Here is a 23,966-nt window from a genome sequence, read left to right on the forward strand (position 1 = left end):
AACCGATAATGGGAGCTAAAACGATGAACTGGAAGACAACAGCGTCCGCCATGGGGTTGGCGTTGCTCGCTTCGACGGGCCTTGCCCGCGCCGACGGCGTGCTCAACATCTACAATTGGGGCAACTACACCAGCCCCGACGTGATCAAGAAGTTCGAAGCCAACTACAACGTCAAGGTGACCATCACCGACTACGATTCCAACGATACCGCGCTTGCCAAGGTGCGCCAGGGCGGGACCGGTTTCGACATTGCCGTGCCTTCGCAGACCTATGTACCGATCTGGATCAAGGAAGGCCTCGTTCAGGAAACCGATCCGGGCAAGATGGAGAATTTCAAGAACGTGGCGCCGGAATGGGCCAATCCCGACTTCGATCCGGGCCGCAAATACACGGTTCCGTGGGCCTGGGGCACGATCGGCGTCGTCGTCAATACCGACGCCTACAAGGGCCCGGCCAACACGTGGGGCATCATCTTCAACACCCCGGACGAGTTGAAGGGCAAGGTCAACGTCGTTCCGGAGATGGGCGACGTGATGTTCGCCGCGATCAAATATGTCGGGGGCCAGCAGTGCACCGACGACAAGGCGGTCCTGAAGAAGGTGCGCGACCTCCTGGTGGCGGCCAAGCCGAACTGGATCGCGATGGAATACAACACCATCGAGAAGATGGGCGCCGGCGACTTCAAGGCAACCAGCGACTGGAACGGCTCGGCTTTGCGCCAGCGGCTCGCCAACCCGGCCATTCACTACAATTATCCGAAGGAAGGCTTTGGCCTGTGGAGCGACAACGTCGTCGTCCTGAAAGAGGCCAAGAACGTCGAGAACGCCAAGCTGTTCCAGAACTTCATCATGGATCCGGAAAACGCGGCCGGCCTCTCGGCCTTCCACCGTTACGCCAATGCCATCGCCGGTTCGGACAAGTATATGCCTGCCGACATGAAGGACGCGCCGGAAGTCGTCATTCCGGCCGACGCCAAGCCGCTTGGCGAACTGCAGCAGATGTGTGCACCAGAGACGCAGGAACTTTACACCAAGATCTGGACCGAACTGCAGAAGTAATCGCTGCATGACGGACCCGGCGGCACATGCCGCCGGGTCTTTTCCGTTTCCGGGAATGGCTTTCATGGACTCCTATCGCAACAGCGATCCGCGGCCGCCGATCATGCAGGGCTCGCCGCCCGCCATGGTGCCACCAAGGCTCGACTGGGACAGGCCGCCCTGGAACCGCTGGGCCTTCCAGCACATCAGGCAAATTCTGCCGACCGTCGAAGTCTGGCGCGGCAACGGCCATCGTCGCCGCCTCGAACGCGCCGAGGTCGATCTCGACGGTCTGCCGGTCGAGGACAGCACGGGACGGAAGACGACGCTCGCGGGCCTGCTCGACGAGACCTACACGGATGGCTTCCTGGTGCTCAAGGACGGCAAGATCGCCTATGAGCGCTACTTCAACGGCATGGACGAGCGCACGCTGCATCTGTCGCAGTCCATGGCCAAGTCGGTCACCGGCTCGGTGTTCGGCATACTGGCCGGGCGCGGGCTGGTCGATCCGGCAAAGCCGGTTACCGACTACCTGCCGGAGCTGAAGGCAACCGGATGGGCCGGCGCCAACGTCCAGCACGTGCTCGACATGACGAGCGGGGTGCGTTTTTCCGAAGAGTACACCGATCGCTATTCCGATATCGGCCAGGTCGATGTCGCCACCGGCTGGAAGCCGGTGCCGCCAGGCAGCGATCCGGACTTTCGCTGGCCCGCGCACATGTTCGAGCTGATCCTGGGCTTGAAGGACATTGTCCGGCCACATGGGGCGGCATTCGAGTACCGCTCGGTCGAGACCGATGTGCTGGCCTTCATCATGGAGCGCGTCACCGGCAAGCGGCTGGCGCAGTTGGTTTCGGAAGAACTCTGGCAAAAGCTCGGCGCCGATGAAAGCGCCTGCTTCACCGTCGACAGCGCCGGCTACGCGCTGGCCGATGGCGGCTTCAACGCGACGCTGCGCGATTATGCCCGCTTCGGCCAGTTGATCCTCGACGATGGCGGCGGCGTGATACCGGCCGACTGGATCGAGGCGACGCGCAGCGGCAGCCACGGGCCGGGCTTCAGTCCGAGCCTGCCGGAGGGCAGCTACCGCAACCAGTTCTGGATCGAGAATCCGCATTCACGGGCGCTGATGTGCCGGGGCGTGTTCGGGCAGATGATCCACATCGATTGGAATACTCGGATGGTCGTGGTCAAACTTTCGAGCTGGCCGGATTTCAGCAATGTCGCCTACTCCATGGCGACGCTGAAGACCGTACATGCCATCGCCGCCGCGCTGAGCTGAAACCCCGCAAGAAACGACCTGAAAGGAAATGCCATGGCCGGCAAAACCGCGTTCGAGACCCGTTACGGCTTCCGCCGCGACGAGGTGCTGCTCGCCAACTGGCGCGAAAATCCGTTCAACCGATGGTCGTTCCAGAACGTCGGCGAGCTGGTGCCGAGCGCGCGCGTCGCCGCCCTGCGGGTCAACGAGGCGCCGGCGGAGGATTTCGGCGGATTGCTCGACGAAAAGGTCGCGCTGGCGAGCACGCCGGAAACCGTCGCGGCTTTTCTCAGCCGCTCGCACACGGACGCGCTGACCGTCATGAAAGGCGGCAGGATCGTCGGCGACTGGTTCGCGCCGGAGATGGATTTCGGCGCCCGCCACATCATCTTTTCGATCAGCAAGTCGGTGACGGCGATCGTCGCCGGCATATTGGAAGGCGAGGGCGTGTTCGATCCGGAAGCGCCGGTGACGGCCTACATGCCGGAAGCCGGCGATTCGGCCTATGGCGAGGCTACCGTGCGGCATGTGCTCGATATGAGTGTCAGCCTCGATTTCGAAGAAGCCTATCTCGATCCCGAAAGCGCCTTTGCTCGTTACCGTCGGGCCACCTTGTGGAACCCCGGCGGCGGCACGGAAAGCCTGCGTGAATTCCTCCTGACCTTGCAACGCCTCGCCGAGCCGCACGGCCAGACCTTCCGCTACCGGTCGCCCAATTCCGACCTGCTTGGCCTGCTGCTCGAACGGGCGTCCGGCCAGCGCTTCGCCGACCTGATGCGCGAGAAACTGTGGCTGCCGCTGGGTGCTGCCGGCGAAGCTTCGGTGGCGGTCGACATGGAGGGCACGGCGCGCACCGCCGGCGGCATCTCGGTGACGCCGCGCGACCTGGCGCGCGTCGGCGAGATGATGCGGCAAGGAGGCACTGCGAATGGCCGCCGCATCGTGCCCGAGGCCTGGGTGCGCGACACCACGGTAACCGGCGGCAGTGCTGAAGCCTGGCAGCGCGGCGCCATGGTGCCGCTGTTTCCCAAGGGCCGTTACCGCAACAAATGGTACCAGACAGGATATGAGAACGGCGCCTATTGCGGCATCGGGATCCATGGCCAGTGGCTCTATGTCGATCCTCGGACGGAAGTGGTGATCGCCAAGATGTCGTCGCAGCCCGAGCCGGTCGACGATCCGCTCGATCTCGAGATCGTCGCGTTCTTCGAAGCGCTGAGCCGGATGGTCTGAGCGGCGGCAACATTAGTGCGCGCTTTCCTGTGGACCTCTGTCGCCGGTGAAACCGGGAAGGTTGGCGGGCAGGATATCTGCGCCTATGGTCGCCGCTCTTTTCGAGAAGAGCAGGAACGGCATGGCATCCGACATCAAGCGCATCGCAGCCATTATCGCGACCGAGATCACGGCGCGGCCCGAACAGGCCGCCGCTGCCATCGGGCTGCTCGATGAAGGCGCGACCGTGCCGTTCGTGGCGCGCTACCGCAAGGAGGTGACGGGCGGGCTCGACGACACGCAACTGCGCCTGCTGTCGGAGCGCCTTGCCTATCTGCGCGAGCTAGATGCGCGGCGTGACACCATCCTTGGCTCGATCCGGGAGCAGGGCAAGCTGACCCACGAGCTTGAATCCAAGCTCGCCGCTGCCGTCACCAAGGCCGAGCTCGAAGACATCTACCTGCCCTACAAGCCCAAGCGCCGCACCAAGGCGGAGATCGCCCGGGAGCGTGGGCTGGGACCGCTGGCGGAAGCCATCCTGGCCGACCGCTCGCTGGTGCCGGCGGAACTCGCACTGGCCTATCTGACCGAGGACGTGCCCGACGCCAAGGCGGCACTTGAGGGCGCGCGCGACATACTGTCGGAACAGTTCGCCGAGAATGCCGACCTGGTCGGCAAGCTGCGAAGCTACATGAAGGAACGCGCCTTCATGCGCGCCAGGGTGGTCGACGGCAAACAGGAGGCGGGTGCGAAATTCTCCGACTATTTCGACCATGTCGAGCGCTGGGCCACCGTGCCGAGCCACCGCGCGCTGGCGATGCTGCGCGGCCGCAACGAGGAGGTGCTGTCGCTCGATATCGAGGTCGATGCCGACGACTCGTCGCCGGTGAAGCCGGTCGAGCGGATGATCGCCAATGCCTACGCGATCGGCGGCAGCCTGCCGGGCGACCGCTGGCTGATGGAGGTTGCGGGCTGGACCTGGCGCATAAAACTGTCGCTGCACCTGACACTCGATCTGATGCGCGATCTGCGCGAACGGGCCGAGGAAGAGGCGATCCACGTCTTCGCCCGCAATTTGAAGGATCTGCTGCTCGCCGCCCCCGCCGGGTCGCGGCCGACGATGGGGCTCGACCCCGGCATCCGCACCGGCGTCAAGGTCGCGGTGGTCGACGGCACCGGCAAGCTGGTGGCGACGACAACGGTCTATCCGTTCCCGCCCAGGAACGATGTGCGCGGCACGCAGGCGGAGCTCGCCAAGCTCGTTCGCCTGCACAAGGTCGAGCTGATCTCGATCGGCAATGGCACCGGCAGCCGCGAAACCGAGAAGCTGGTGGCCGACATGCTGTCCGACATGCCTTCCGACGGCGGGCCGAAGCCGCTCAAGGTGATCGTCAGCGAGGCCGGCGCCTCGGTCTATTCGGCTTCGGCGACAGCGGCGGCGGAATTCCCCGGCCTCGACGTGTCGTTGCGCGGTGCCGTGTCGATCGCGCGCCGCCTGCAGGATCCGCTGGCCGAACTGGTCAAGATCGAACCGAAATCGATCGGCGTCGGCCAGTACCAGCACGATGTCGACCAGTACCGGCTTGGCCGCTCGCTGGAGGCGGTGGTCGAGGACGCCGTCAACGCGGTTGGCGTCGATCTCAACACGGCTTCGGCGCCGCTCCTGGCGCGGGTTTCAGGGCTCGGGGCGTCGCTCGCAGACGCCATCGTCGCGCATCGTGATGCCGCAGGCCCGTTCGCCAGCCGCAAGGATTTGCTCAAGGTCTCCCGCCTCGGGCCGCGTGCGTTCGAGCAATGCGCCGGCTTCCTGCGCATCCCGAACGGCTCCGAGCCGCTCGACGCCTCGGCGGTGCATCCGGAAGCCTATGGCGTGGCCAAAAAGATCGTCGCCGCCTGCGGGCGCGACGTGCGTTCGCTGATGGGCGACAGTGCGGCGCTGAAGGCGCTCGATCCGCGCGTTTTCGTCGACGAGCGGTTCGGCCTGCCGACGGTGCGCGACATTCTGGCCGAGCTGGAAAAGCCCGGCCGCGATCCGCGCCCCGGCTTCAAGACGGCAACCTTCGCCGATGGCATCGACGACATCAAGGATCTGAAGCCCGGCATGCTGCTGGAAGGCACCGTCACCAATGTCGCCGCCTTCGGCGCCTTCGTCGACATCGGCGTCCACCAGGACGGGCTGGTGCACGTTTCGCAACTGGCCGACCGTTTCATCAAGGACGCGCATGAGGTGGTCAAGGCCGGCGACGTGGTCAAGGTGCGGGTCGTCGATGTCGACATCAAGCGCAAGCGAATCGCGCTTTCCATGCGCAGGGATGGCGGCGAGGGCGGCGCATCGAGAGGCCCGCGCGACAATGGCGGCGGCAGGCCGACGCCACGCTCGCCCGCGCCGCAGCGCCAGCCCGAGCGGCCGGCGCAGCAAGGCGCGTTCGGCGCGGCACTCGCGGATGCGTTTAAGCGGAAGTAGCTACCACGCCAGAACAGCCGGGTCCTTTTCAACCTGGCCCATCAGCCAATCTCGAAAACTCGCGACTGGCGGATGGCCGCGCTTGTCGTGCGGGACGACGAGATAATAGGCGCTGCGGCTGTGCATAGGCTGGCCGGGCGCAGGCACCAGTTGGCCGCGCTGCAACTCGCCTGAGATGAGGACTTGCGGCAGCAGAGCCACGCCCAGACCCGCCATGCAGGCCTGGGCGGCGGTGCCGAACTGTTCGAACTGCATACCCGGTCCGGTCGGCGCGCTCAGGCCCTGATGCTCAAACCATGCTGTCCAGGCGCCAGGCCGCGTTGCCATGTGCAGCAGCGGCAGACGGCCGATGTCGGCGGGCGTCGCGATGGCGCGCTCGGCGAGGAATTCGGGCGACACCACCGGCGCCACCACCTCGCGCACCAGCAGCGTCGAGTCTGCCTCGGGCCAGTCCGGCAGGCCATAATGAATAGCCGCGTCCAGCCGCTCCCTCGCGAAGTCGAAGCGGCCGATGCGGGTGACGAAGTTGATGGTGATGTCGGGATTGTTGTCGACGAAATTTGGGATCATCGGCATCAGCCAGCGCGTGCCGAAGGTCGGCAGGATTGCGAGATTCAGGATGCCGCTATGCCGATTGCTCATCAATCCAAGCGCTGCGTCGCGCAATTGGCCAAGCGCCGAACGCACCGCTTCGGCGTATGTTTCGCCCGCCGCCGACAACCGGACATTGCGGCTGTCGCGCTCGAACAGGCGGCGGCCGAACTGGTCCTCAAGCAGCCTGATCTGCCGACTGACGGCGCCTTGGGTCAAATCCAGCTCCTGGGCTGCGGCGGTGAAACTGCCAAGCCGGGCCACCGCCTCGAAGGCGGCAAGCGCGCTGATGTTGGGCAAAAGGCGGCGTTGGACACTCATGATCCATTCCTAACGCTCATTGATCGGTGAAGCAATTTCGTTTGATTTTTCCAAGCCGCGGGCCGATAAGCCGGGCTTCACCCGTTTTTGAGGATCGAGAGCCATGGCCGCCGACAAGAATGCATTCGTCTGGGAAGACCCGTTCCTGATCGAGGACCAGCTTTCGGAAGACGAGCGCATGGTGCGGGACGGGGCGGCGGCCTTCGCCGCCGACAAGCTCGCGCCGCGCATCGAGGAGGCCTATCTCAACGAAACCTTCGACACGGCGATTTTTCGTGAGATGGGCGAGGCCGGCCTGCTCGGCATCAACATTCCGGAAGAATTCGGCGGCCTCGGCGCCAACTATGTCACCTACGGCCTGGTCGCCCGCGAAGTGGAGCGCGTCGATTCCGGCTATCGTTCGATGATGTCGGTGCAGTCGTCGCTGGTCATGTATCCGATCCATGCCTACGGCTCGAACGAACAGCGCAGGAAATACCTGCCCAAGCTCGCCAGCGGCGAGTGGATCGGCTGTTTCGGCCTGACCGAGCCGGATGCCGGCTCTGACCCAGGCGGCATGAAGACGCGCGCCGAGAAGACCGCCAACGGCTACAAGCTCACGGGCTCCAAGATGTGGATCTCCAATGCGCCCGTCGCCGACGTCTTCGTCGTGTGGGCGAAGCTGAAAGGCGAGAGCGGCAAGGACGAGATTCGTGGCTTCGTTCTGGAAAAGGGCATGAAGGGGCTGTCGGCGCCGAAGATCGCGGGCAAGCTGTCGCTGCGAGCGTCGATCACCGGCGAGGTGGTTATGGAAGGCGTCGAGGTCGGCGAGGATGCGCTGCTGCCCAACGTGTCGGGACTGAAGGGGCCGTTCGGCTGCCTCAACCGGGCCCGCTACGGCATTTCCTGGGGTTCGATGGGCGCGGCCGAAGATTGCTGGCACCGCGCCCGCCAATATGGCCTCGACCGCAAGCAGTTCGGCAAGCCGCTGGCCGGCACGCAGCTCTACCAGAAGAAGCTCGCCGACATGCAGACCGAGATCGCACTCGGGCTGCAGGCTTCGTTGCGCGTCGGGCGGCTGCTCGACGAAGGCAAGATGGCGCCGGAGATGATCTCGATCGTCAAGCGCAACAATTGCGGCAAGGCGCTCGACATCGCGCGCCAGGCGCGCGACATGCATGGCGGCAACGGCATCCAGATCGGCTATCACGTGATGCGCCACGCGCAGAATCTGGAGACGGTCAACACCTATGAGGGCACGCATGACGTGCACGCGCTGATCCTGGGACGGGCGCAGACGGGGATCCAGGCGTTTTTCTGAGGGTTGGATAGCCGTTTAAGTTAGGTGCAGCGCAACATCCGCTTGGAGAATGACGGCCAGATGTGTCAGGGTTCGGCCAGCTAAACGCCGATCTCCGGGGCTCCATGGCAATTCTGGCCGCCGTCTATCACCTGACCCATTACAAATACGACCGGCCGGTGGTGCTTGGTCCGCAGGTGATCAGGTTGCAGCCGGCGCCGCATTCGCGCACCAAGGTGCTCAGCCATTCGTTGAAGGTCGAGCCGGCGAACCACTTCGTCAATCTCCAGCAGGACCCTTACGGCAATTTCCTTGCCCGTTTCGTTTTTCCCGAGCCGGTGAGTGAACTGAAGATCGAGGTCGACCTCGTCGCCGACATGACGGTCTATAATCCGTTCGATTTCTTCGTCGAGGAGACGGCGGAAAATTTCCCGTTCGAATATCCGGAAGAGACACGTGACGACCTCGCCATCTATCGCACACCGGAAGCGGCGGGCCCACTGCTCTCGGCGTTCCTGAAAACCATCGATACCAGCCCGAAAAACACGGTCAATTTTCTCGTCGACCTCAATGCCCGGCTGCAGCGCGAGATCACGTATATCGTGCGCATGGAGACCGGCGTGTTCTCGCCGGAGGAAACGCTGGCAGCGGCCAAGGGCTCGTGCCGCGATTCGAGCTGGCTCTTGGTGCAGATCCTGAGGCATCTCGGCATCGCCGCACGCTTCGTCTCGGGCTATCTGATCCAGCTTAAGCCCGACCTCGTCGCGCTCGATGGGCCGGCCGGCACATCAGTGGACTTCACCGACCTGCATGCGTGGTGCGAGGTCTATCTTCCCGGCGCAGGCTGGGTCGGTTTCGACCCGACTTCGGGCCTGCTCACCGGCGAGAGCCATGTGCCGCTTGCCGCCACGCCGCATTTCCGCAACGCGGCGCCCATTTCCGGCATGGCGAGCTTCGCCAATGTCGAGTTCGGCTTCGAGATGCGGGTCGACCGCATCGCGGAGCATCCGCGCATCACCAAGCCGTTCTCGGATGAAAGCTGGCAGGCGCTCGATGCGCTGGGCAAAAACGTCGACGCCGCGCTCGATGCCGGCGACGTACGGCTGACCATGGGCGGCGAACCGACATTCGTGTCGATCGACGATTTCGAGTCCGCCGAGTGGAACACCGCCGCCGTCGGCCCGACCAAACGCGAGAAGGCAGATGCGCTGATCCGGAGATTGCGCGAGCGCTTCGCGCCCGGCGGCTTCCTCCACTATGGCCAGGGCAAATGGTACCCCGGCGAGAGCCTGCCGCGCTGGACGTTTTCGCTCTACTGGCGCACCGACGGCCAGCCGGTGTGGAGCGATCCGTCCCTGATCGCGCGCGAAAAGAGCGAGGCCGATATCGATGCCAGGCAGGCCGAGAGCCTGCTGACCGCGATCGCCGGCGAGCTCGGCATCGATAGCTCCATGGTCAGCGAAGCCTATGAGGATCCGGCCGAATGGCTACTCAAGGAAGGCAAGCTGCCGGAGAATGTCGATCCGACCAATTCGAAGCTGGAGGATCCCGAAGAACGCAGCCGCATGGCGAAAGTGTTCGAACGCGGGCTGACCAAGCCGTCGGGCTATGTGCTGCCGGTGCAGCGCTGGAACAGCCAGGCGTCGGGCCAGCGTTGGCGCTCGGAAAAATGGACGACACGGCGCGGGCGGCTGTTCCTGGTGCCGGGCGATTCACCGGTCGGCTATCGCTTGCCGCTGGGAACGCTGCCTTACGTGCCGCCGGAGCAGTATCCCTATGTCGTGCCGGTCGATCCGTCGCAGCCGCGCGGTGAGTTGCCCGCGCGAGAGGCGATCTTGCCTGGCCCGGCCCCGGCCGAACGCGAGGGCGCCGATGAAATGGCTCGCCGCCAGCAGGCGGCCTCGTTCACGGCCGCGACCGCCCAGCAGGACCGGGTCGAGCAGGAGCTCACCGAGATCGGCGGCGCGGTGCGCACCGCACTTTCGGTCGAGCCGCGCGACGGACGGCTTTGCGTGTTCATGCCGCCGGTCGAGGCGCTGGAGGATTATCTTGAGCTGGTGGCGGCAGCCGAGAACGCGGCCAAGGCGATCGGGTTGCCAGTGCATATCGAGGGCTACGGCCCGCCGCACGATCCGCGCCTCAACGTCATCCGCGTCGCGCCGGACCCCGGCGTCATAGAGGTCAACATCCACCCGGCTTCCAACTGGCAGGATTGCGTGGCCACGACCACGGCGATCTACGAGGAGGCGCGGCAAACGCGGCTTGGCGCGGATAAATTCATGATCGACGGCCGCCACACCGGCACCGGCGGCGGCAACCATGTGGTGGTCGGCGGCGCGACGCCCAATGACAGCCCGTTCCTGCGCCGTCCCGACCTGTTGAAGAGCCTGGTGCTGCAATGGCAGCGGCATCCCTCGCTGTCCTATCTGTTCTCCGGCCTGTTCATCGGTCCGACCAGCCAGGCGCCGCGCTTCGACGAGGCGCGCCACGATACGCTCTACGAGCTCGAAATTGCCATGGCGCAGGTGCCACATCCCGACAAGGGCGAAGCGCCCTTGCCGTGGCTGGTCGACCGGCTGTTTCGCAATTTGTTGACCGATGTCACCGGGAATACACATCGCTCGGAAATCTGCATCGACAAGCTGTTTTCGCCTGACGGACCGACGGGACGGCTGGGGCTGGTGGAATTCCGCGGCTTCGAGATGCCGCCCAATGCGCGCATGAGCCTGGCGCAGCAACTGCTGGTCAGGGCGATCATCGCGCGCGCCTGGAAGAACCCGCTCGACGGCCGCTTCGTGCGCTGGGGCACCTCGCTGCACGACCGCTTCATGCTGCCGCATCATGTCTGGGCGGATTTTCTCGACGTGCTCGACGACCTCAAGCTCAACGGTTTCGCGTTCCGACCCGAATGGTTCGACGCCCAGCTCGAGTTCCGCTTTCCCCTCTACGGCGAAGTCCGATATGCGGGCGTCAAGTTGGAACTGCGGCAGGCGCTGGAGCCGTGGCATGTCATGGGCGAGCAGGGGGCTATCGGCGGCACCGTGCGCTTCGTCGATTCCTCGGTCGAAAGGTTGCAAGTCAAGACCGAAGGGCTGAACCCTGAGCGCCATGCCATCGTCTGCAACGGCCGCGTCGTGCCGATGAAGGTGACCGACAACAGGGAGATCGCCGTGGCGGGTGTGCGCTTCAAGGCCTGGCAGCCGGCTTCGGGCCTGCATCCGGCGCTGCCGGTCAACACGCCGCTGGTGTTCGATATCTATGACCGCTGGTCGGGCAGGGCGGCCGGCGGCTGCGTCTACCATGTCGCGCATCCAGGCGGACGCAGCTACGACACGTTCCCCGTCAACGGCAACGAGGCGGAGGCGCGGCGGCTCGCCCGCTTCGAGCCGCGTGGCCATACGCCATCCAGCTATGTGCCGCGCGAGGAACAAGCTGCGGAAGATTTCCCGATGACGCTTGACCTTCGGCGTCCGCCAAGATTCTGATCAGCAATGGCAAAGGGGACTCACAAGCGGGTACGCGGCAAGGCGCAGATCCATCGCCTGCTGGAGCACTACCAGCCGATCGACGGCGTCGTCGACGAAATGGTCGACGCGTCGGGCAATCCCCGTCCGGCCTGGAAGCATTTCATCGAGGCGCTCGACGATCTCGGCGCCGAAGAGCTCACCCAGCGCTTTGCCCGCGCCGACCAGTATCTGCGCGACGCCGGCGTCTATTACCGCGTCTACGACAAGGCCGGCGCCAACGAGCGAGAATGGCCGCTGGCGCATGTGCCAATGCTCATCGAGGACGGCGAGTGGGAGACGATCAGCGCCGGTCTCGTGCAACGCGCCGAACTGTTCGAGGACATCATCGCCGATATTCATGGGCCAAACCGGTTGGTCGAAAGGGGCGTCCTGCCGGCGGGTCTGATCGCAGCGAGCCCGGAATATTTGCGGCCCGTGATCGGCACCAGGCCGGCCGGCGGCCACTTCCTGCATTTCTGCGCCTTCGAGCTCGGTCGCGGGCCCGACGGGCGCTGGTGGGTGCTGGGCGACCGCACTCAGGCACCATCCGGCGCCGGCTTCGCGCTGGAGAACCGCGTCGCCACCACACGCGCCCTTTCCGATATCTATGGCGAAATGCATGTGCACCGGCTCGCCGGCTTCTTTCGCCGTTTCAGGGACGCGCTGATCGGCATGGCCAAGGAAGCCGACGGCCGCGTCGCCATATTGACGCCGGGGCCGCTCAACGAAACCTATTACGAACACGCCTACATTGCCCGTTATCTCGGCATCATGCTGCTCGAAGGCGAGGACCTGACCGTTTCCGGGGGACGGCTGATGGTGCGCACGGTTTCGGGCCTGATGCCGGTCAGTGTGCTATGGCGGCGGCTCGATGCCGCTTTCGCCGATCCGCTCGAACTGCGCTCGGATTCGCAGATCGGCACGCCGGGGCTGGTCGAGGCGATCCGGCAAGGCAGCGTCTCCACGGTCAACGCGCTCGGTTCGGGCCTGATGGAGACGCGCGCACTTCTTGCCTTCCTGCCCAGGATCGCGCGCGAATTGCGGGGCGAGGAATTGAAGCTGCCCACGGTCGCGACATGGTGGTGCGGGCAAGCGAGTGAACGCGCCCATGTGCTGGCCAATATCGACCGTATGATGATCGGTCCGGCCTTGTCGACGAGGCTGGCATTCGAGGACGATGACCAGACCAGGCTTGGCTCGGCGCTGTCGGCCGGGGAGCGGGCGGAACTGGTGGCGCGCATCGAACGCGACGGCGACGCTTTCGTCGGCCAGGAAGCGGTGACGCTTTCGACGACGCCCGTCTATGTCGACGGTCGACTGGAGCCGCGGCCGGCGAGCCTGCGCGTCTATCTGGCGCGCACGCCCGAGGGCTGGACGGTGATGCCGGGCGGGTTCGCCCGCGTCGGCCTGTCGCTCGATCCGACGGCGATCGCCATGCAGCGCGGCGGCCAGGCGGCCGACGTCTGGGTGGTCAGCGAGCGGCCGGTGGAGCGCGAGACGCTGCTGCCGCAAGAGGGCGACAGCTTCAGCCGCACCAGGCCGGGCAGCCTGCCCAGCCGCGCGGCGGAAAACCTGACCTGGCTCGGCCGCTACATCGAACGCTCGGAAGACACGGTGCGCATCCTCCGCGCCTATCATGTGCGGCTGGCTGAGACCTCCGATCCCGATATGCCGTTGCTGGCCGACATCAGGGATCATCTCGAACCGTTCGGCATCGATGTCGAAACAGCGATCCCATCGGGGCTGATCGGCACGCTGGACAGCGCCGTCTACAGCGCCGGCCAGATCCGCGACCGTTTCTCGCCGGATGGCTGGCTGGCGCTCAAGGACCTGTCGAAGACCATTCATCAGTTCGCGACGACGGTGGCGCCGGGGGATGATGCGACACGGGCCATGACCGTCATCCTGCGCAAGCTCGCCGGTTTTTCCGGCCTGCTGCACGAGAACATGTACCGCTTCGCGGGCTGGCGCTTCCTTGAGATCGGCCGGCGGCTGGAGCGCGGCATACAGATCGCCAGCACGCTCGCCCGGCTGACCAACGACAAGGCGCCGGACGGCTCGCTCGACATGATGCTGGAGATCGGCGACAGCGTCATGACGCACCGGCGGCAGTACCCTGTGCAAGCCGGCCGCCGCACGGTGATCGACCTTCTGGCGCTCGATCCGCTCAATCCGCGTTCCATCCTGTTCCAGCTCGAACGGCTGAAGGCCGAGATCGGGCTGCTGCCGGCGATCGGCGGCGAAGGGCACATGTCGCCTGCGGCCAAGGAGATCCTGCAGCTCAACACGGCCATCGCCATCAAGGAGCCAGCGGACATGACTGTGAAGGCGCTGAACGATCTCGCCGGCGAGATAGGCGGGCTCTACAGCAGCCTCGCCAAGGCCTATTTCGGTTAAGGCGGCGCTCCGGCATGCTCTACGACATCAGGCTTCACCTTCACTACGATTACGCCGCCGTCGCCGGCGGCGGCCGTCACCAGGTGCGCGTGCTGCCGCCGACCATCGACGGCGTGCAGCGCGTCGTCGCCGCGTCGCTGTCCTTCGCGCCTGCGCCAAACGAACGCTCGGATTTTTCCGATTTCTTCGGCAACAACGTCACCTCGATCGCCTTCCGCGATGCGCATGACGCACTCGACATCAGGATGAGCGCGCGCGTGGCGGTGTCGCGGCCCGAGCCCGGGCTCGACGTGTCGCCCGACCTTAGCCGGCTGCGTCAGGAGCTCGCCGCCGTGCGCTCGCTGGCGCCCGATACACCGCATCATTTCCTGGCCGCCAGCGGTCACGCCGGCATCGATGCGGCGATTACCGCCTATGCGCGCGACAGCGTCGGCGGCTCGGCCGCCGGTACGGCGATGAACCTCTGCAATCGCATCCACCGCGATTTCACCTATGACAACGAGGCGACCACCGTCCGCACCAGGGCAGGCGATGCCTTCCGGCTGAAGCGCGGCGTGTGTCAGGATTTCTCGCATATCATGATCGCCGGCCTGCGCGGGCTCGGCATACCGGCCGGCTACGTCAGCGGCTTCCTGCGCACCATTCCGCCCAAGGGCAAGCCCAGGTTGGAGGGTGCCGACGCCATGCATGCATGGGTTAAGGTGTGGTGCGGGCGCGATGCCGGCTGGCAGGAGTTCGACCCGACCAACGGCATGCGGGCCTCCAACGATCACATCACCGTTGGCTATGGCCGCGACTATTCGGATGTCGCGCCGATCGTCGGCGTTCTCAAGACCACCGGCGGACAGGTCGGCGAGCAAGCCGTCGACGTCATCCCGGTGGTGCTCGAGAAGGCCTGACGTTAGGCCTGCTTTGCGCAACGCGCAGTGCAGGGTTCCGCCGCCGGCGTGGGTGGCCGCCGACTTTTCGGACAGGAGTGGAACCAGTGCTCGGCCTAGAGGCTTATCTACGGGTGTTTCCGTGGGGCCAGCATGCTGCAGAAATCCGGATTGACTATCGACGGCGACGCCGCACCAAAGAACGGTGCTCAGATTTCTGCCGAGCACGCCGCACTGATCTATGTCAGCGATACCGAGCCCGGTATCCGCCGGCTGAAATCGGGCAAGGGATTTTCCTACAGGGGACCTCATGGCGGGCCGGTCTCGGATGCCACGCGAGCGCGCATCGAGGCGATCGTGATCCCGCCGGCCTGGACGGATGTTTGGATCTCGCCCGAGGCGGACGGACATATCCAGGCGACCGGCAGGGACCAGCGGGGGCGCAAGCAATATCGCTATCATCCGCATTGGGCCGAGGAACGCGACAGCGCCAAATATTCGAGCCTTGTCGCCTTCGCCGAAAGCCTGCCGGAGCTTCGGCACAGGATCGACAGCGACCTGCGCCGCCACGGCCTGCCGCTCGAACGCGTCGTCGCCGCGATCGTCTGGCTGCTCGACAACACCATGATCCGCGTCGGCAACGCCGCTTACGCCCGCGACAACAAGAGCTTCGGCCTGACGACATTGCGGGACCGCCATGTCGACATCAAGGGATCGAGTCTGCGGTTCGCCTTCAAGGGCAAATCGGGCAAGGAATGGAAATTGAAGCTGGTCGATCGCCGCATCGCGCGAATCGTGCGAGGCGCGCAGGACCTGCCGGGCCAAAAGCTGTTCCAGTATCTCGACGAGGACGGCACCAGACACCCGGTGCGCTCCGAGGACGTCAACCGCTACATCAGGGAGGCCATCGGCGATGCATTCAGCTCGAAACATTTCCGTACATGGGGCGGCACCATCCACGCCGCGTCGCTGTTTGCGCAAACGGTGCTGCCTGACAGCCAGGCACAGCAGAAACGGGCGATGAACAGCGTCATCGACAGGGTCGCCGAGCGGCTGGGCAACACGCGCGCCGTCTGCCGCCAATGCTACATCCATCCGCAAGTCTTCGAAGCCTGGCTGCAGGGACGGCTGCTTGCCGAAATGGCAGAAGCCAACAAACGCAAACGATCGATAGACGGTCTCGATGATGAGGAAGCGCTCGTGCTGCGATGGCTGAAGACGCACGAAAGCGGACCCGCGGCAACCACCGGCCGCTGAATCCGCGGCGCCTCGATTTTTTTATCGACGTCGTGTCGGGATCGGTCCTAGTGTTTCGTCCTTTGACACAGAAGAGGACAAACCATGCTCTACGCGATCTTGTGCTATGCTTCCGAAGACGTCGTCTGCTCCTGGAGCAAGGAGCAGGACGACAAGGTCATGGCCAACATTCTCGATGTCCAGCAGAAATACGCGGACGCCGGCCGGCTTGGCCCGGTGGCGCGGCTTTTGCCGACGACGGCGGCGACGACGCTGAGGAAGGTCAAGGGCGAATCGATCGTCATCGACGGGCCGTTCGCCGAGACCAAGGAACAGTTCCTCGGCTTCTACACGCTCGAATGCGCCGATCTCGACGAGGCGGTGGAGTTCGCGCGCGAACTTTCCGAGGTCAATCCGAGCGGCGGCTCCTACGAAATCCGGCCGGTATCCATCTTCAATCCCACCAGGGTAGCCGTATGACCGAACTTGCCTGGATCAGCTCCGCGATCAGCGCCGCCCGCCCGCAGGCGATGGGTGCGCTGCTGCGCTATTTCCGCGACCTCGACACGACGGAGGAAGCTTTCCAGGACGCTTGCCTCAGGGCGCTGAAGAACTGGCCGCAGAACGGTCCGCCGCGCGATCCGGCGGCTTGGCTGATCTTCGTCGGACGCAACAGCGGCATCGACGCGGTGCGCAAGCGTGCCAAGCAGGCGCCGATGCCGGAAGAGGACCAGATCTCCGATCTCGAGGACGCAGAGAGCGACATCGCCGAGCGGCTCGATGGCGCGCACTACCGCGACGACATATTGCGGCTGCTATTCATCTGCTGCCATCCCGACCTGCCGGCAACGCAGCAGATCGCGGTGGCGCTGCGCATCGTCTCGGGCCTCACGGTCAAGCAGATCGCACGCGCCTTCCTGGTCGGCGAAAGCGCCATGGAGCAGCGCATCACCCGCGCCAAGGCACGTATCGCCGACGCCGGCGTGCCGTTCGAGACGCCGGGCGCGGTGGAGCGCTCGGAGCGGCTCGCCGCGGTCGCGGCCATGGTCTACCTGATCTTCAACGAGGGCTATTCGACCAACAGCGGCGAGGCGCCGGCCCGCGCGCCGCTGTGCGAAGAGGCGATCCGGCTGGCCCGGCTGCTGCTCAGGCTCTTCCAGACCGAGCCGGAGATCATGGGGCTGACGGCGCTGTTGCTGCTCCAGCATGCGCGCGCACCGGCCCGCTTCGATGGGGACGGCGAGATCGTTCTGCTCGAGGATCAGGACCGCAGCCTATGGAGCCGCAAGATGATCGACGAGGGGCTGGCGCTGGTCGACAAGGCGCTGCGCCACCGTAAGCCAGGCCCTTACCAGGTGCAGGCGGCGATTGCCGCGCTGCATGCGCGGGCCGAGAAGGCCGAGGACACGGACTGGGTCGAGATCGACCTGCTCTACGGCCTGCTCGAACAGATGCAGCCGTCGCCAGTCGTCACCCTCAACCGTGCCGTCGCGGTCTCCAAGGTGCGTGGCCCGGAGGCGGCACTTGCCATGATCGAGCCGCTGGAGCAGAGGCTTTCCGGCTATTTTCATTTCTTCGGCCTCAAGGGCGGGCTTTTGATGCAGCTTGACCGGGGCGAGGAGGCGCGGGTCGCCTTCGACCGCGCCATCGCGCTTGCCAACACGGCGGCGGAAGCGGCCCATATACGCATGCATATCGACCGGCTGATGAAGGACGGCGCCGCGCGGACGGCAAGCTGACCCTGGTTCAATGGTCTGGCCCGGGCTTGGACCATGCCGGGGTGGCGATTTTTCCCTGGAACCGCTATTGGCACGCCAGACAGCGCCTCCTTGCGCCTGATGGCATAGGGAACGCATGGCGCAATGCTTTGACCACGCCACATGAATGGCGGGATCTGAAAGGGACAGACATGACGATAGCGAAGGAAACCGCCGAGCTTCTGGCGAAACTGGGTGTTGCCAAGGAGGCGCTTGCCGGCGGCGACCTGATCGTGCGCAGCCCGGTGACGGGCGAGCAGATCGCGGCGTTGAGCATGATCTCGCCGGCCGACGCGGCCAGGACCATCGATGCCGCGCACAAGGCGTTCCAGGTCTGGCGCCTGGTACCGGGCCCGAAGCGTGGCGAGTTGGTGCGGCTGCTCGGCGAGGAATTGCGCGCGCACAAGGCCGAACTTGGCCGGCTGGTGTCGATCGAGGTCGGCAAGATCCCCTCGGAAGGGCTCGGCGAAGTGCAGGAGATGATCGACATTTGCGACTTCGCGGTCGGTCTTTCCAGGCAATTGTACGGGCTGACCATCGCCACCGAGCGTCCGGGACACCGCATGATGGAAACCTGGCATCCGCTCGGCGTGGTCGGCGTCATCTCCGCCTTCAACTTCCCGGTCGCGGTGTGGTCGTGGAATGCGGCGCTGGCGCTGGTCTGCGGCGACGCGGTGGTATGGAAGCCTTCCGAAAAAACCCCGCTGACGGCGCTTGCCTGCGAGGCGATCTTCAAGCGCGCCGTCAAGCGCTTCGGCACTGATGCGCCGGAAGGGCTCGCGTCGGTGCTGATCGGCGACCGCGCCGTCGGCGAGATCCTGGTCGATCATCCGAAGGTGCCGCTGGTCTCCGCCACCGGCTCGACCCGCATGGGCCGCGACGTCGGGCCGCGCCTGGCCAAGCGTTTTGCACGCGCGGTGCTGGAGCTCGGCGGCAACAATGCCGGCATCGTCTGCCCGACCGCCGATCTCGACATGGCGTTGCGCGCAATTGCCTTTGGTGCGATGGGCACGGCGGGCCAGCGCTGCACGACGCTGCGGCGCCTGTTCGTGCATGACAGCGTCTACGACGCCTTGATACCGCGGCTGAAGAAGGCCTATCAGAGCGTCTCTGTCGGCAATCCGCTGGAGACGTCGGCCCTCGTTGGGCCGCTGATCGACAAGGCAGCCTACGAGGCCATGCAGAAGGCGCTGCAGGAAGCGACCGCCCACGGCGGCAAAGTGACCGGCGGCACGCGGGTCGAGAATGGCCATCCGGACGCCTATTACGTGCATCCGGCGCTGGTCGAAATGCCCAGCCAAGTCTCGCCAGTGACCGAAGAGACCTTCGCGCCGATCCTCTATGTGATGAAGTATTCCGATTTCGACGCCGTGCTCGACGAGCACAATGCGGTGGGAGCGGGGCTGTCGTCGTCGATCTTCACCCGCGACCTGCAGGAATCCGAGCGCTTCCTCGGCGTCGACGGATCGGACTGCGGCATTGCCAATGTCAATATCGGCACGTCGGGCGCAGAAATCGGCGGCGCCTTCGGTGGTGAAAAGGAAACCGGCGGCGGCCGCGAGAGCGGTTCCGATGCGTGGAAGGCCTACATGCGCCGCGCCACCAACACGGTGAACTATTCCACGGCGCTGCCGCTCGCCCAGGGCGTCTCCTTCGACATCGAGTGAGACTGCGGGTCCGGCTCGGGTGACGTTGCGCACCCGGGCCTGCGACCTGAGGTTCACTGCTGAAGGCAGTTATGCTGTCATTCTTCGTATGGTGCTGACGACCCGCCGCCGAGGCGGCTTTTTGTTTCGAAGGATACGCAGCGGCTCGGACCGCCTTCATTGCCCGGGGCAGCGGCGAGTCTCTCTCTCACTGGTCGGTGGAAAAACACGCTTCGAAGGCGGCATCCACGATCGCCAGCTTGGCGGCCTGGACGGTCATGTATTCCTGAAAGAAGCGGTGCGAGACCCACATCACGGAATTGCCGCGCTGGCCCAACCAGCCGATGCTGCCGAGCGCCTCGGCATCGCGTAGTTTTCGGGCGAGGTGGGTGCGCGACAGTTTGAGCCAACTGGCGAATTCCGCCACCGAGACCACGCTGGTCGGAATCCGATCTAGGCCGGCATGGTCGGGGTCGATGCCGGACATGAGCCGATCCATGACGATGCCGCCATTGTTGAGCCAGATGAACAGGGAAAAGGTCTGGTTGGGTTCGCGCACCGGTTTGGACGAAAGCAGGCCGTCGGCCACGAGGGGCTGCAGGGCGGCGAGCATATCGGGCCGCTCCAGGTATCTCGTCAGCCGGTCCGCGCCGTCGAGTCGGTCAAGGGTCCGTAGATGTGCGTGCACCCATCCGGTAAATGTCCGCACCGTGTCCGCTCTCGGCTGCAACGGGTGGGTGCGCCCGTCTCCGCCCGCTACGTATTCGGCGATGCGGTAGTGCAGCATCTCCTTGATGAAAGCGTCGGCGGTGTTGCGGCTGGCGACCTTGTGCTGATGCACGAATTCGATGAAGCGCGACACCGTCAACGCGCTGCGGCGGTCGTCCGGGTCGCGCCTGAAGTGCATGGCAAGGCCGACATGGCCCATCAGCCAGCGCTGCTGCGTGGCGAATATGGAAGCAAGCCGCGGGCTGGCTTCGTAGATGTGGATCAGCGCCAGCGACTGTTCCCTGACGTGGCGGTGCAGATCCGGATGAGCCGCTATGTCCTCGATGTCCAGCATCCGCCTCCTTCTGGTTCGCCAACAGTCCTGCGCTCCGAGACATTTTCAGCCTGACGCATCTGTGTCCAGACGAGACGGCTCGAACTATAGTCCAGTTCCATAGGGGCGAAGACGGTGGCGAGACGCTGGCGGCTATGCTGGCGGCGGTAAGCACGGTCCGGTCAGCGGCAATCCGGGCAATCGCAGCTACGAGCGTCGTGCCGCTCGGCTATGACGGGCTGAAGCGGGGTCGCCGCCTACTCGGCCGCCTGAACGCGATGTGCCTGGATGATGGCGCGGATCTCGGAGCGGCAGGAGCCGCAATTGGTGCCGGCCTTCAGCGCGGCACCGATGGCTTCCAGATTCGTGCAGCCGGAAGCCACCGCCGCCGTGATCTGGTTGACCCCGATGTTGAAACAGGAGCAGACGGTCGCGCCGGCATCGGGCCGTTCGGCACCGGCGCGGCCGGCGACGATGCGGAAGCGTTCACGTTGGCTGGCGTGGGCCTCTTCGAGCTGCTGCGTCGCCCAGCCGCGCGACACGGCCACCGGGCCGGGCGCGACGAACAGGGCACCGGCAAGGCGCTCGCCGTCGAAGGCGCCGATACGGTGCTGGCCGTAGTCGCGATCGTGATAGGCAAGTACTTCGGCATCCGCGGTGCCGAAGAGTGAGACGGCGAAGGCAGCCCAGTCGATCTCGTCATTGGCAAAGGCAAGCTCGACCCGCCAGCCGCCCCGGCACCGGGCAACCGCCCAGTAGTCGGCGGCAATCGTCGCGGGCTTCCGGCGCATCACGGCAAAACCGAACGCCCTGGCGGCGAATTTCTCGATGCGGGCCGCGACGTGCTTCAGTGCCGGCTGGCCGGAAACCGGGTCGGTGAGCGGCGCGGTCAGCGTGTCGAGCCGGCCCTTGGCGGTGAACTGGTCCGTCCAGTGCATCGGCGCGAAGATGCTGCCCCGGCGCTGGCGGGACGTGACCAGCGCGCGCACGAGCACGGCGCCGCGCGGGCTGGAAACGCGCACGATGTCGGCGTCGCCAATGCCGTATCGCGCGGCGTCGTCGGGGTGGATTTCGACGAAGGGTTCGGCGATGTGCTGCGACAGACGGGGGCTTTTGCCGGTGCGCGTCATGGTGTGCCAATGGTCGCGGACACGACCGGTGTTGAGGATGAGCGGGAAGTCGGGCGAGGTGCGGGATACGATTGCGGGACGGACGGCGATGAAGCGCGCCTTGCGGTGGGGGGTGTAGAAGTTGCCGTCGGCGAAGAAGCGGGTGGTTTGGCTTCCAGCCGTGCTGTCCCCCTCTGACCGGCGTCGAGCTTGAGCGCCCCCCTCTGGCCTGCCGGCGCCGGCAGGCCAGAGGGGGACGCCTGGGCTCGGCGCTGGCCATTGGAATGGCCTCAACGCCTCATATCGCTCGGCATCGATATCGGCATACGCTCCAATATCGAAATCCCGTTCCCCGTCATTCTCGAAACCCGACAGCGCGGCATGCTCGGCGAAAACCTCCGCCGGCGCGTCATAGGAAAACGCCTCGCCAAAACCCATCCGCCGCGCCACCTCGGCGACGATCCACCAGTCGGGCCGCGCCTCGCCGGGTGCTGCCAGGAACGGGCGCTGGCGCGAGACGCGGCGCTCGGAATTGGTGACGGTGCCGTTCTTCTCACCCCAGGCGGCGGCCGGCAGCCGGACATGGGCATGGCGGACAGTATCGGTCTCGGCCAGCACGTCCGACACCACCACAAACGGACAGGCCTTGATCGCCGCTTCGACGCCATCGGCATCCGGCATCGAATCGACCGGATTGGTGGCCATGATCCACAACGCCTTGATGCGCCCGTCGGCGACCGCCTGGAACATATCGACCGCTTTCAGGCCGGGCTTTTGCGCGATGTCAGGTGCATTCCAGAAGCGCTTCACGCGTTCGCGATGCCCGGGGTTTTCGATCTCCATATGGGCGGCCAGCATGTTGGCCATGCCGCCGACCTCGCGTCCGCCCATGGCGTTGGGCTGGCCGGTGACCGAGAACGGCCCGGCGCCGGGCCTGCCGATACGACCGGTGGCAAGATAGCAGTTGATGATGGCGTTGACCTTGTCGGTGCCCGAGGACGACTGGTTGACGCCCTGACTGTAGACGGTCACGGTCTTTTCGGTCCTGGCAAACAGGCTGTAGAAGCGGCCGAGCTCGTCCTCGCTCAGGCCCGTGGCGGCAGCGATGCCGGCAAGGTCGAGCGCCGAGGCGGCGAAGAGGGCTTGTCCGAAGCCGGTCGTGTGCGCCGTGATGTAGGCGCGGTCGAGCGCATTGTGTTCACCCAAGTAAGCGAGCAGGCCGGTAAACAGGGCGGCGTCGCCATCCGGTGCGATCGCCAGATGCATGTCGGCGATGTCGGATGTCATGGTGCGGCGCGGGTCCACCAGCACGATTTTCATCTCCGGGCGCTTCTCACGTGCGGCAGCTATGCGCTGGTAGAGCACGGGATGGCACCAGGCGAGGTTGGAGCCGACCAGCACGATCAAGTCGGCAAGCTCCAGATCCTCGTAGGTTCCGGGCACCGTGTCGGAGCCGAAGGCGCGGCGGTGGCCGGCGACGGAGGACGCCATGCAGAGGCGCGAATTGGTGTCGATGTTGGCCGAGCCGAGAAACCCCTTCATCAGCTTGTTGGCGAGGTAATAATCCTCGGTCAGCAATTGGCCCGAGACATAGAAGGCGACGGCATCCGGCCCGTGCTCGGCGACGGTCTGTGTCAAGGTCGACGCGACGAGATCGAGTGCCTCGTCCCAGGAGGCGCGGCGGCCGTGGATCTCGGGATGGAGCAGCCGGCCGTCGAGCTCGATGGTCTCGGCCAGCGCCGATCCCTTGGAGCAGAGCCGGCCGAAATTGGCGGGATGATCGGGGTCGCCGCGGACCGACACCTGCCCGTCCGCGGCGACCTTCGCCAGCACGCCGCAACCCACCCCGCAATAGGGGCAAGTGGTCCTCACCTCGCGTGCTTCGCCAATCTGCATGGGTCAGGCCGCGCGGCTGGCCAGCGCTTCGAGCGCGATGAACAGACGCTCGCCCTCTATCTTGACCGGAATGGTGCGCACCGCGCCCTCGTCGGCGCCGAGCGCCTTGCCGGTTTCGAGCGAGATCACCCAATTGTGCAGGGGACAGGTGACCGCCGCACCATGCACGATGCCCTGGCTCAGCGGGCCGCCCTTGTGCGGGCAATGGTCGTCGATGGCGAAGACCTGGTCGTCAGCGGTGCGGAAGACGGCGATCTTGCCTTGCGGCGTGGCGACGCAACGTGCGCCGCGGCGGGGGATGTCGGAGAGGGTGCCGATGGGTGTCCAAGTCATT

At 65.4% G+C, this 23,966-nt stretch carries 16 protein-coding genes; 12 read left to right on the plus strand and 4 right to left on the minus strand.

Annotated elements, in window-relative coordinates; all coding sequences use genetic code 11:
• Positions 1-23: 23 nt before the first annotated feature.
• The 4 genes from FJ964_RS06900 (at position 24) to FJ964_RS06915 (ending at position 5,974) form a co-directional block, all read left to right on the plus strand.
• Positions 24-1,058, plus strand: coding sequence for an extracellular solute-binding protein (locus FJ964_RS06900; RefSeq protein ID WP_140549689.1), 1,035 nt, complete (start codon positions 24-26; stop codon positions 1,056-1,058).
• A gap of 64 nt (positions 1,059-1,122) precedes the next feature.
• On the plus strand, positions 1,123-2,319 hold the full coding sequence (locus tag FJ964_RS06905) for a serine hydrolase (RefSeq protein ID WP_140549690.1): 1,197 nt from the start codon (positions 1,123-1,125) through the stop codon (positions 2,317-2,319).
• A gap of 33 nt (positions 2,320-2,352) precedes the next feature.
• A complete protein-coding gene (locus FJ964_RS06910; RefSeq protein WP_140549691.1) occupies positions 2,353-3,531 on the plus strand; it encodes a serine hydrolase in 1,179 nt (392 codons plus the stop codon).
• 121 nt (positions 3,532-3,652) lie between these two features.
• Entirely contained in the window at positions 3,653-5,974 is a 2,322-nt protein-coding gene (locus tag FJ964_RS06915; RefSeq protein ID WP_140550000.1) for a Tex family protein, read from the plus strand.
• On the opposite strand, the gene FJ964_RS06920 is transcribed toward FJ964_RS06915, so the two are convergent.
• Positions 5,975-6,886 carry a LysR family transcriptional regulator gene (locus FJ964_RS06920; RefSeq protein ID WP_140549692.1) on the minus strand — a complete coding sequence of 304 codons (912 nt, stop codon included), beginning with the start codon at positions 6,884-6,886 and terminating at the stop codon, positions 5,975-5,977. It lies immediately after the preceding gene.
• Positions 6,887-6,989: 103 nt separating this feature from the next.
• Here FJ964_RS06920 and FJ964_RS06925 point away from each other — a divergent pair, with 103 nt between their 5' ends.
• The 8 genes from FJ964_RS06925 to FJ964_RS06960 all read left to right on the plus strand — a co-directional run bounded on the left by FJ964_RS06925 (position 6,990) and on the right by FJ964_RS06960 (position 19,606).
• The gene (locus tag FJ964_RS06925; RefSeq protein ID WP_140549693.1) at positions 6,990-8,186 is read left to right on the plus strand and encodes an acyl-CoA dehydrogenase; all 1,197 of its coding nucleotides are present in this window, start codon (positions 6,990-6,992) and stop codon (positions 8,184-8,186) included.
• 104 nt (positions 8,187-8,290) lie between these two features.
• Positions 8,291-11,650 (plus strand): transglutaminase family protein, encoded by a 3,360-nt coding sequence (locus FJ964_RS06930; protein ID WP_140549694.1) that lies wholly within the window; start codon positions 8,291-8,293, stop codon positions 11,648-11,650.
• Positions 11,651-11,656: 6 nt separating this feature from the next.
• Complete coding sequence (locus FJ964_RS06935) at positions 11,657-14,068, plus strand: circularly permuted type 2 ATP-grasp protein (RefSeq protein ID WP_140549695.1); 2,412 nt, start codon at positions 11,657-11,659, stop codon at positions 14,066-14,068.
• Positions 14,069-14,082: 14 nt separating this feature from the next.
• Entirely contained in the window at positions 14,083-14,967 is an 885-nt protein-coding gene (locus FJ964_RS06940) for a transglutaminase family protein (RefSeq protein ID WP_140549696.1), read from the plus strand.
• A gap of 132 nt (positions 14,968-15,099) precedes the next feature.
• Complete coding sequence (locus FJ964_RS06945) at positions 15,100-16,203, plus strand: DNA topoisomerase IB (RefSeq protein ID WP_140549697.1); 1,104 nt, start codon at positions 15,100-15,102, stop codon at positions 16,201-16,203.
• Positions 16,204-16,287: 84 nt separating this feature from the next.
• On the plus strand, positions 16,288-16,662 hold the full coding sequence (locus FJ964_RS06950) for a YciI family protein (protein ID WP_140496184.1): 375 nt from the start codon (positions 16,288-16,290) through the stop codon (positions 16,660-16,662).
• The gene (locus tag FJ964_RS06955; protein WP_140549698.1) at positions 16,659-17,921 is read left to right on the plus strand and encodes an RNA polymerase sigma factor; all 1,263 of its coding nucleotides are present in this window, start codon (positions 16,659-16,661) and stop codon (positions 17,919-17,921) included. Before FJ964_RS06950 ends, FJ964_RS06955 begins: the two co-directional genes overlap by 4 nt.
• 170 nt (positions 17,922-18,091) lie before the next feature.
• Complete coding sequence (locus FJ964_RS06960; RefSeq protein WP_140549699.1) at positions 18,092-19,606, plus strand: aldehyde dehydrogenase family protein; 1,515 nt, start codon at positions 18,092-18,094, stop codon at positions 19,604-19,606.
• Between the two features lie 187 nt (positions 19,607-19,793).
• Here FJ964_RS06960 and FJ964_RS06965 read toward each other — a convergent pair whose 3' ends face one another.
• From FJ964_RS06965 to nirD, 3 genes are all read right to left on the minus strand, one after another.
• The gene (locus FJ964_RS06965) at positions 19,794-20,648 is read right to left on the minus strand and encodes a hypothetical protein (RefSeq protein WP_140549700.1); all 855 of its coding nucleotides are present in this window, start codon (positions 20,646-20,648) and stop codon (positions 19,794-19,796) included.
• 236 nt (positions 20,649-20,884) lie between these two features.
• A complete protein-coding gene (locus FJ964_RS06970) occupies positions 20,885-23,632 on the minus strand; it encodes a nitrate reductase (RefSeq protein WP_140549701.1) in 2,748 nt (915 codons plus the stop codon).
• Positions 23,633-23,635: 3 nt separating this feature from the next.
• Entirely contained in the window at positions 23,636-23,965 is a 330-nt protein-coding gene (gene nirD / locus FJ964_RS06975; protein ID WP_140549702.1) for a nitrite reductase small subunit NirD, read from the minus strand.
• Position 23,966 lies beyond the last annotated feature (1 nt).

Origin of the sequence: Mesorhizobium sp. B2-3-2 (assembly GCF_006442295.1) — a bacterium.
Lineage (GTDB): Bacteria > Pseudomonadota > Alphaproteobacteria > Rhizobiales > Rhizobiaceae > Mesorhizobium.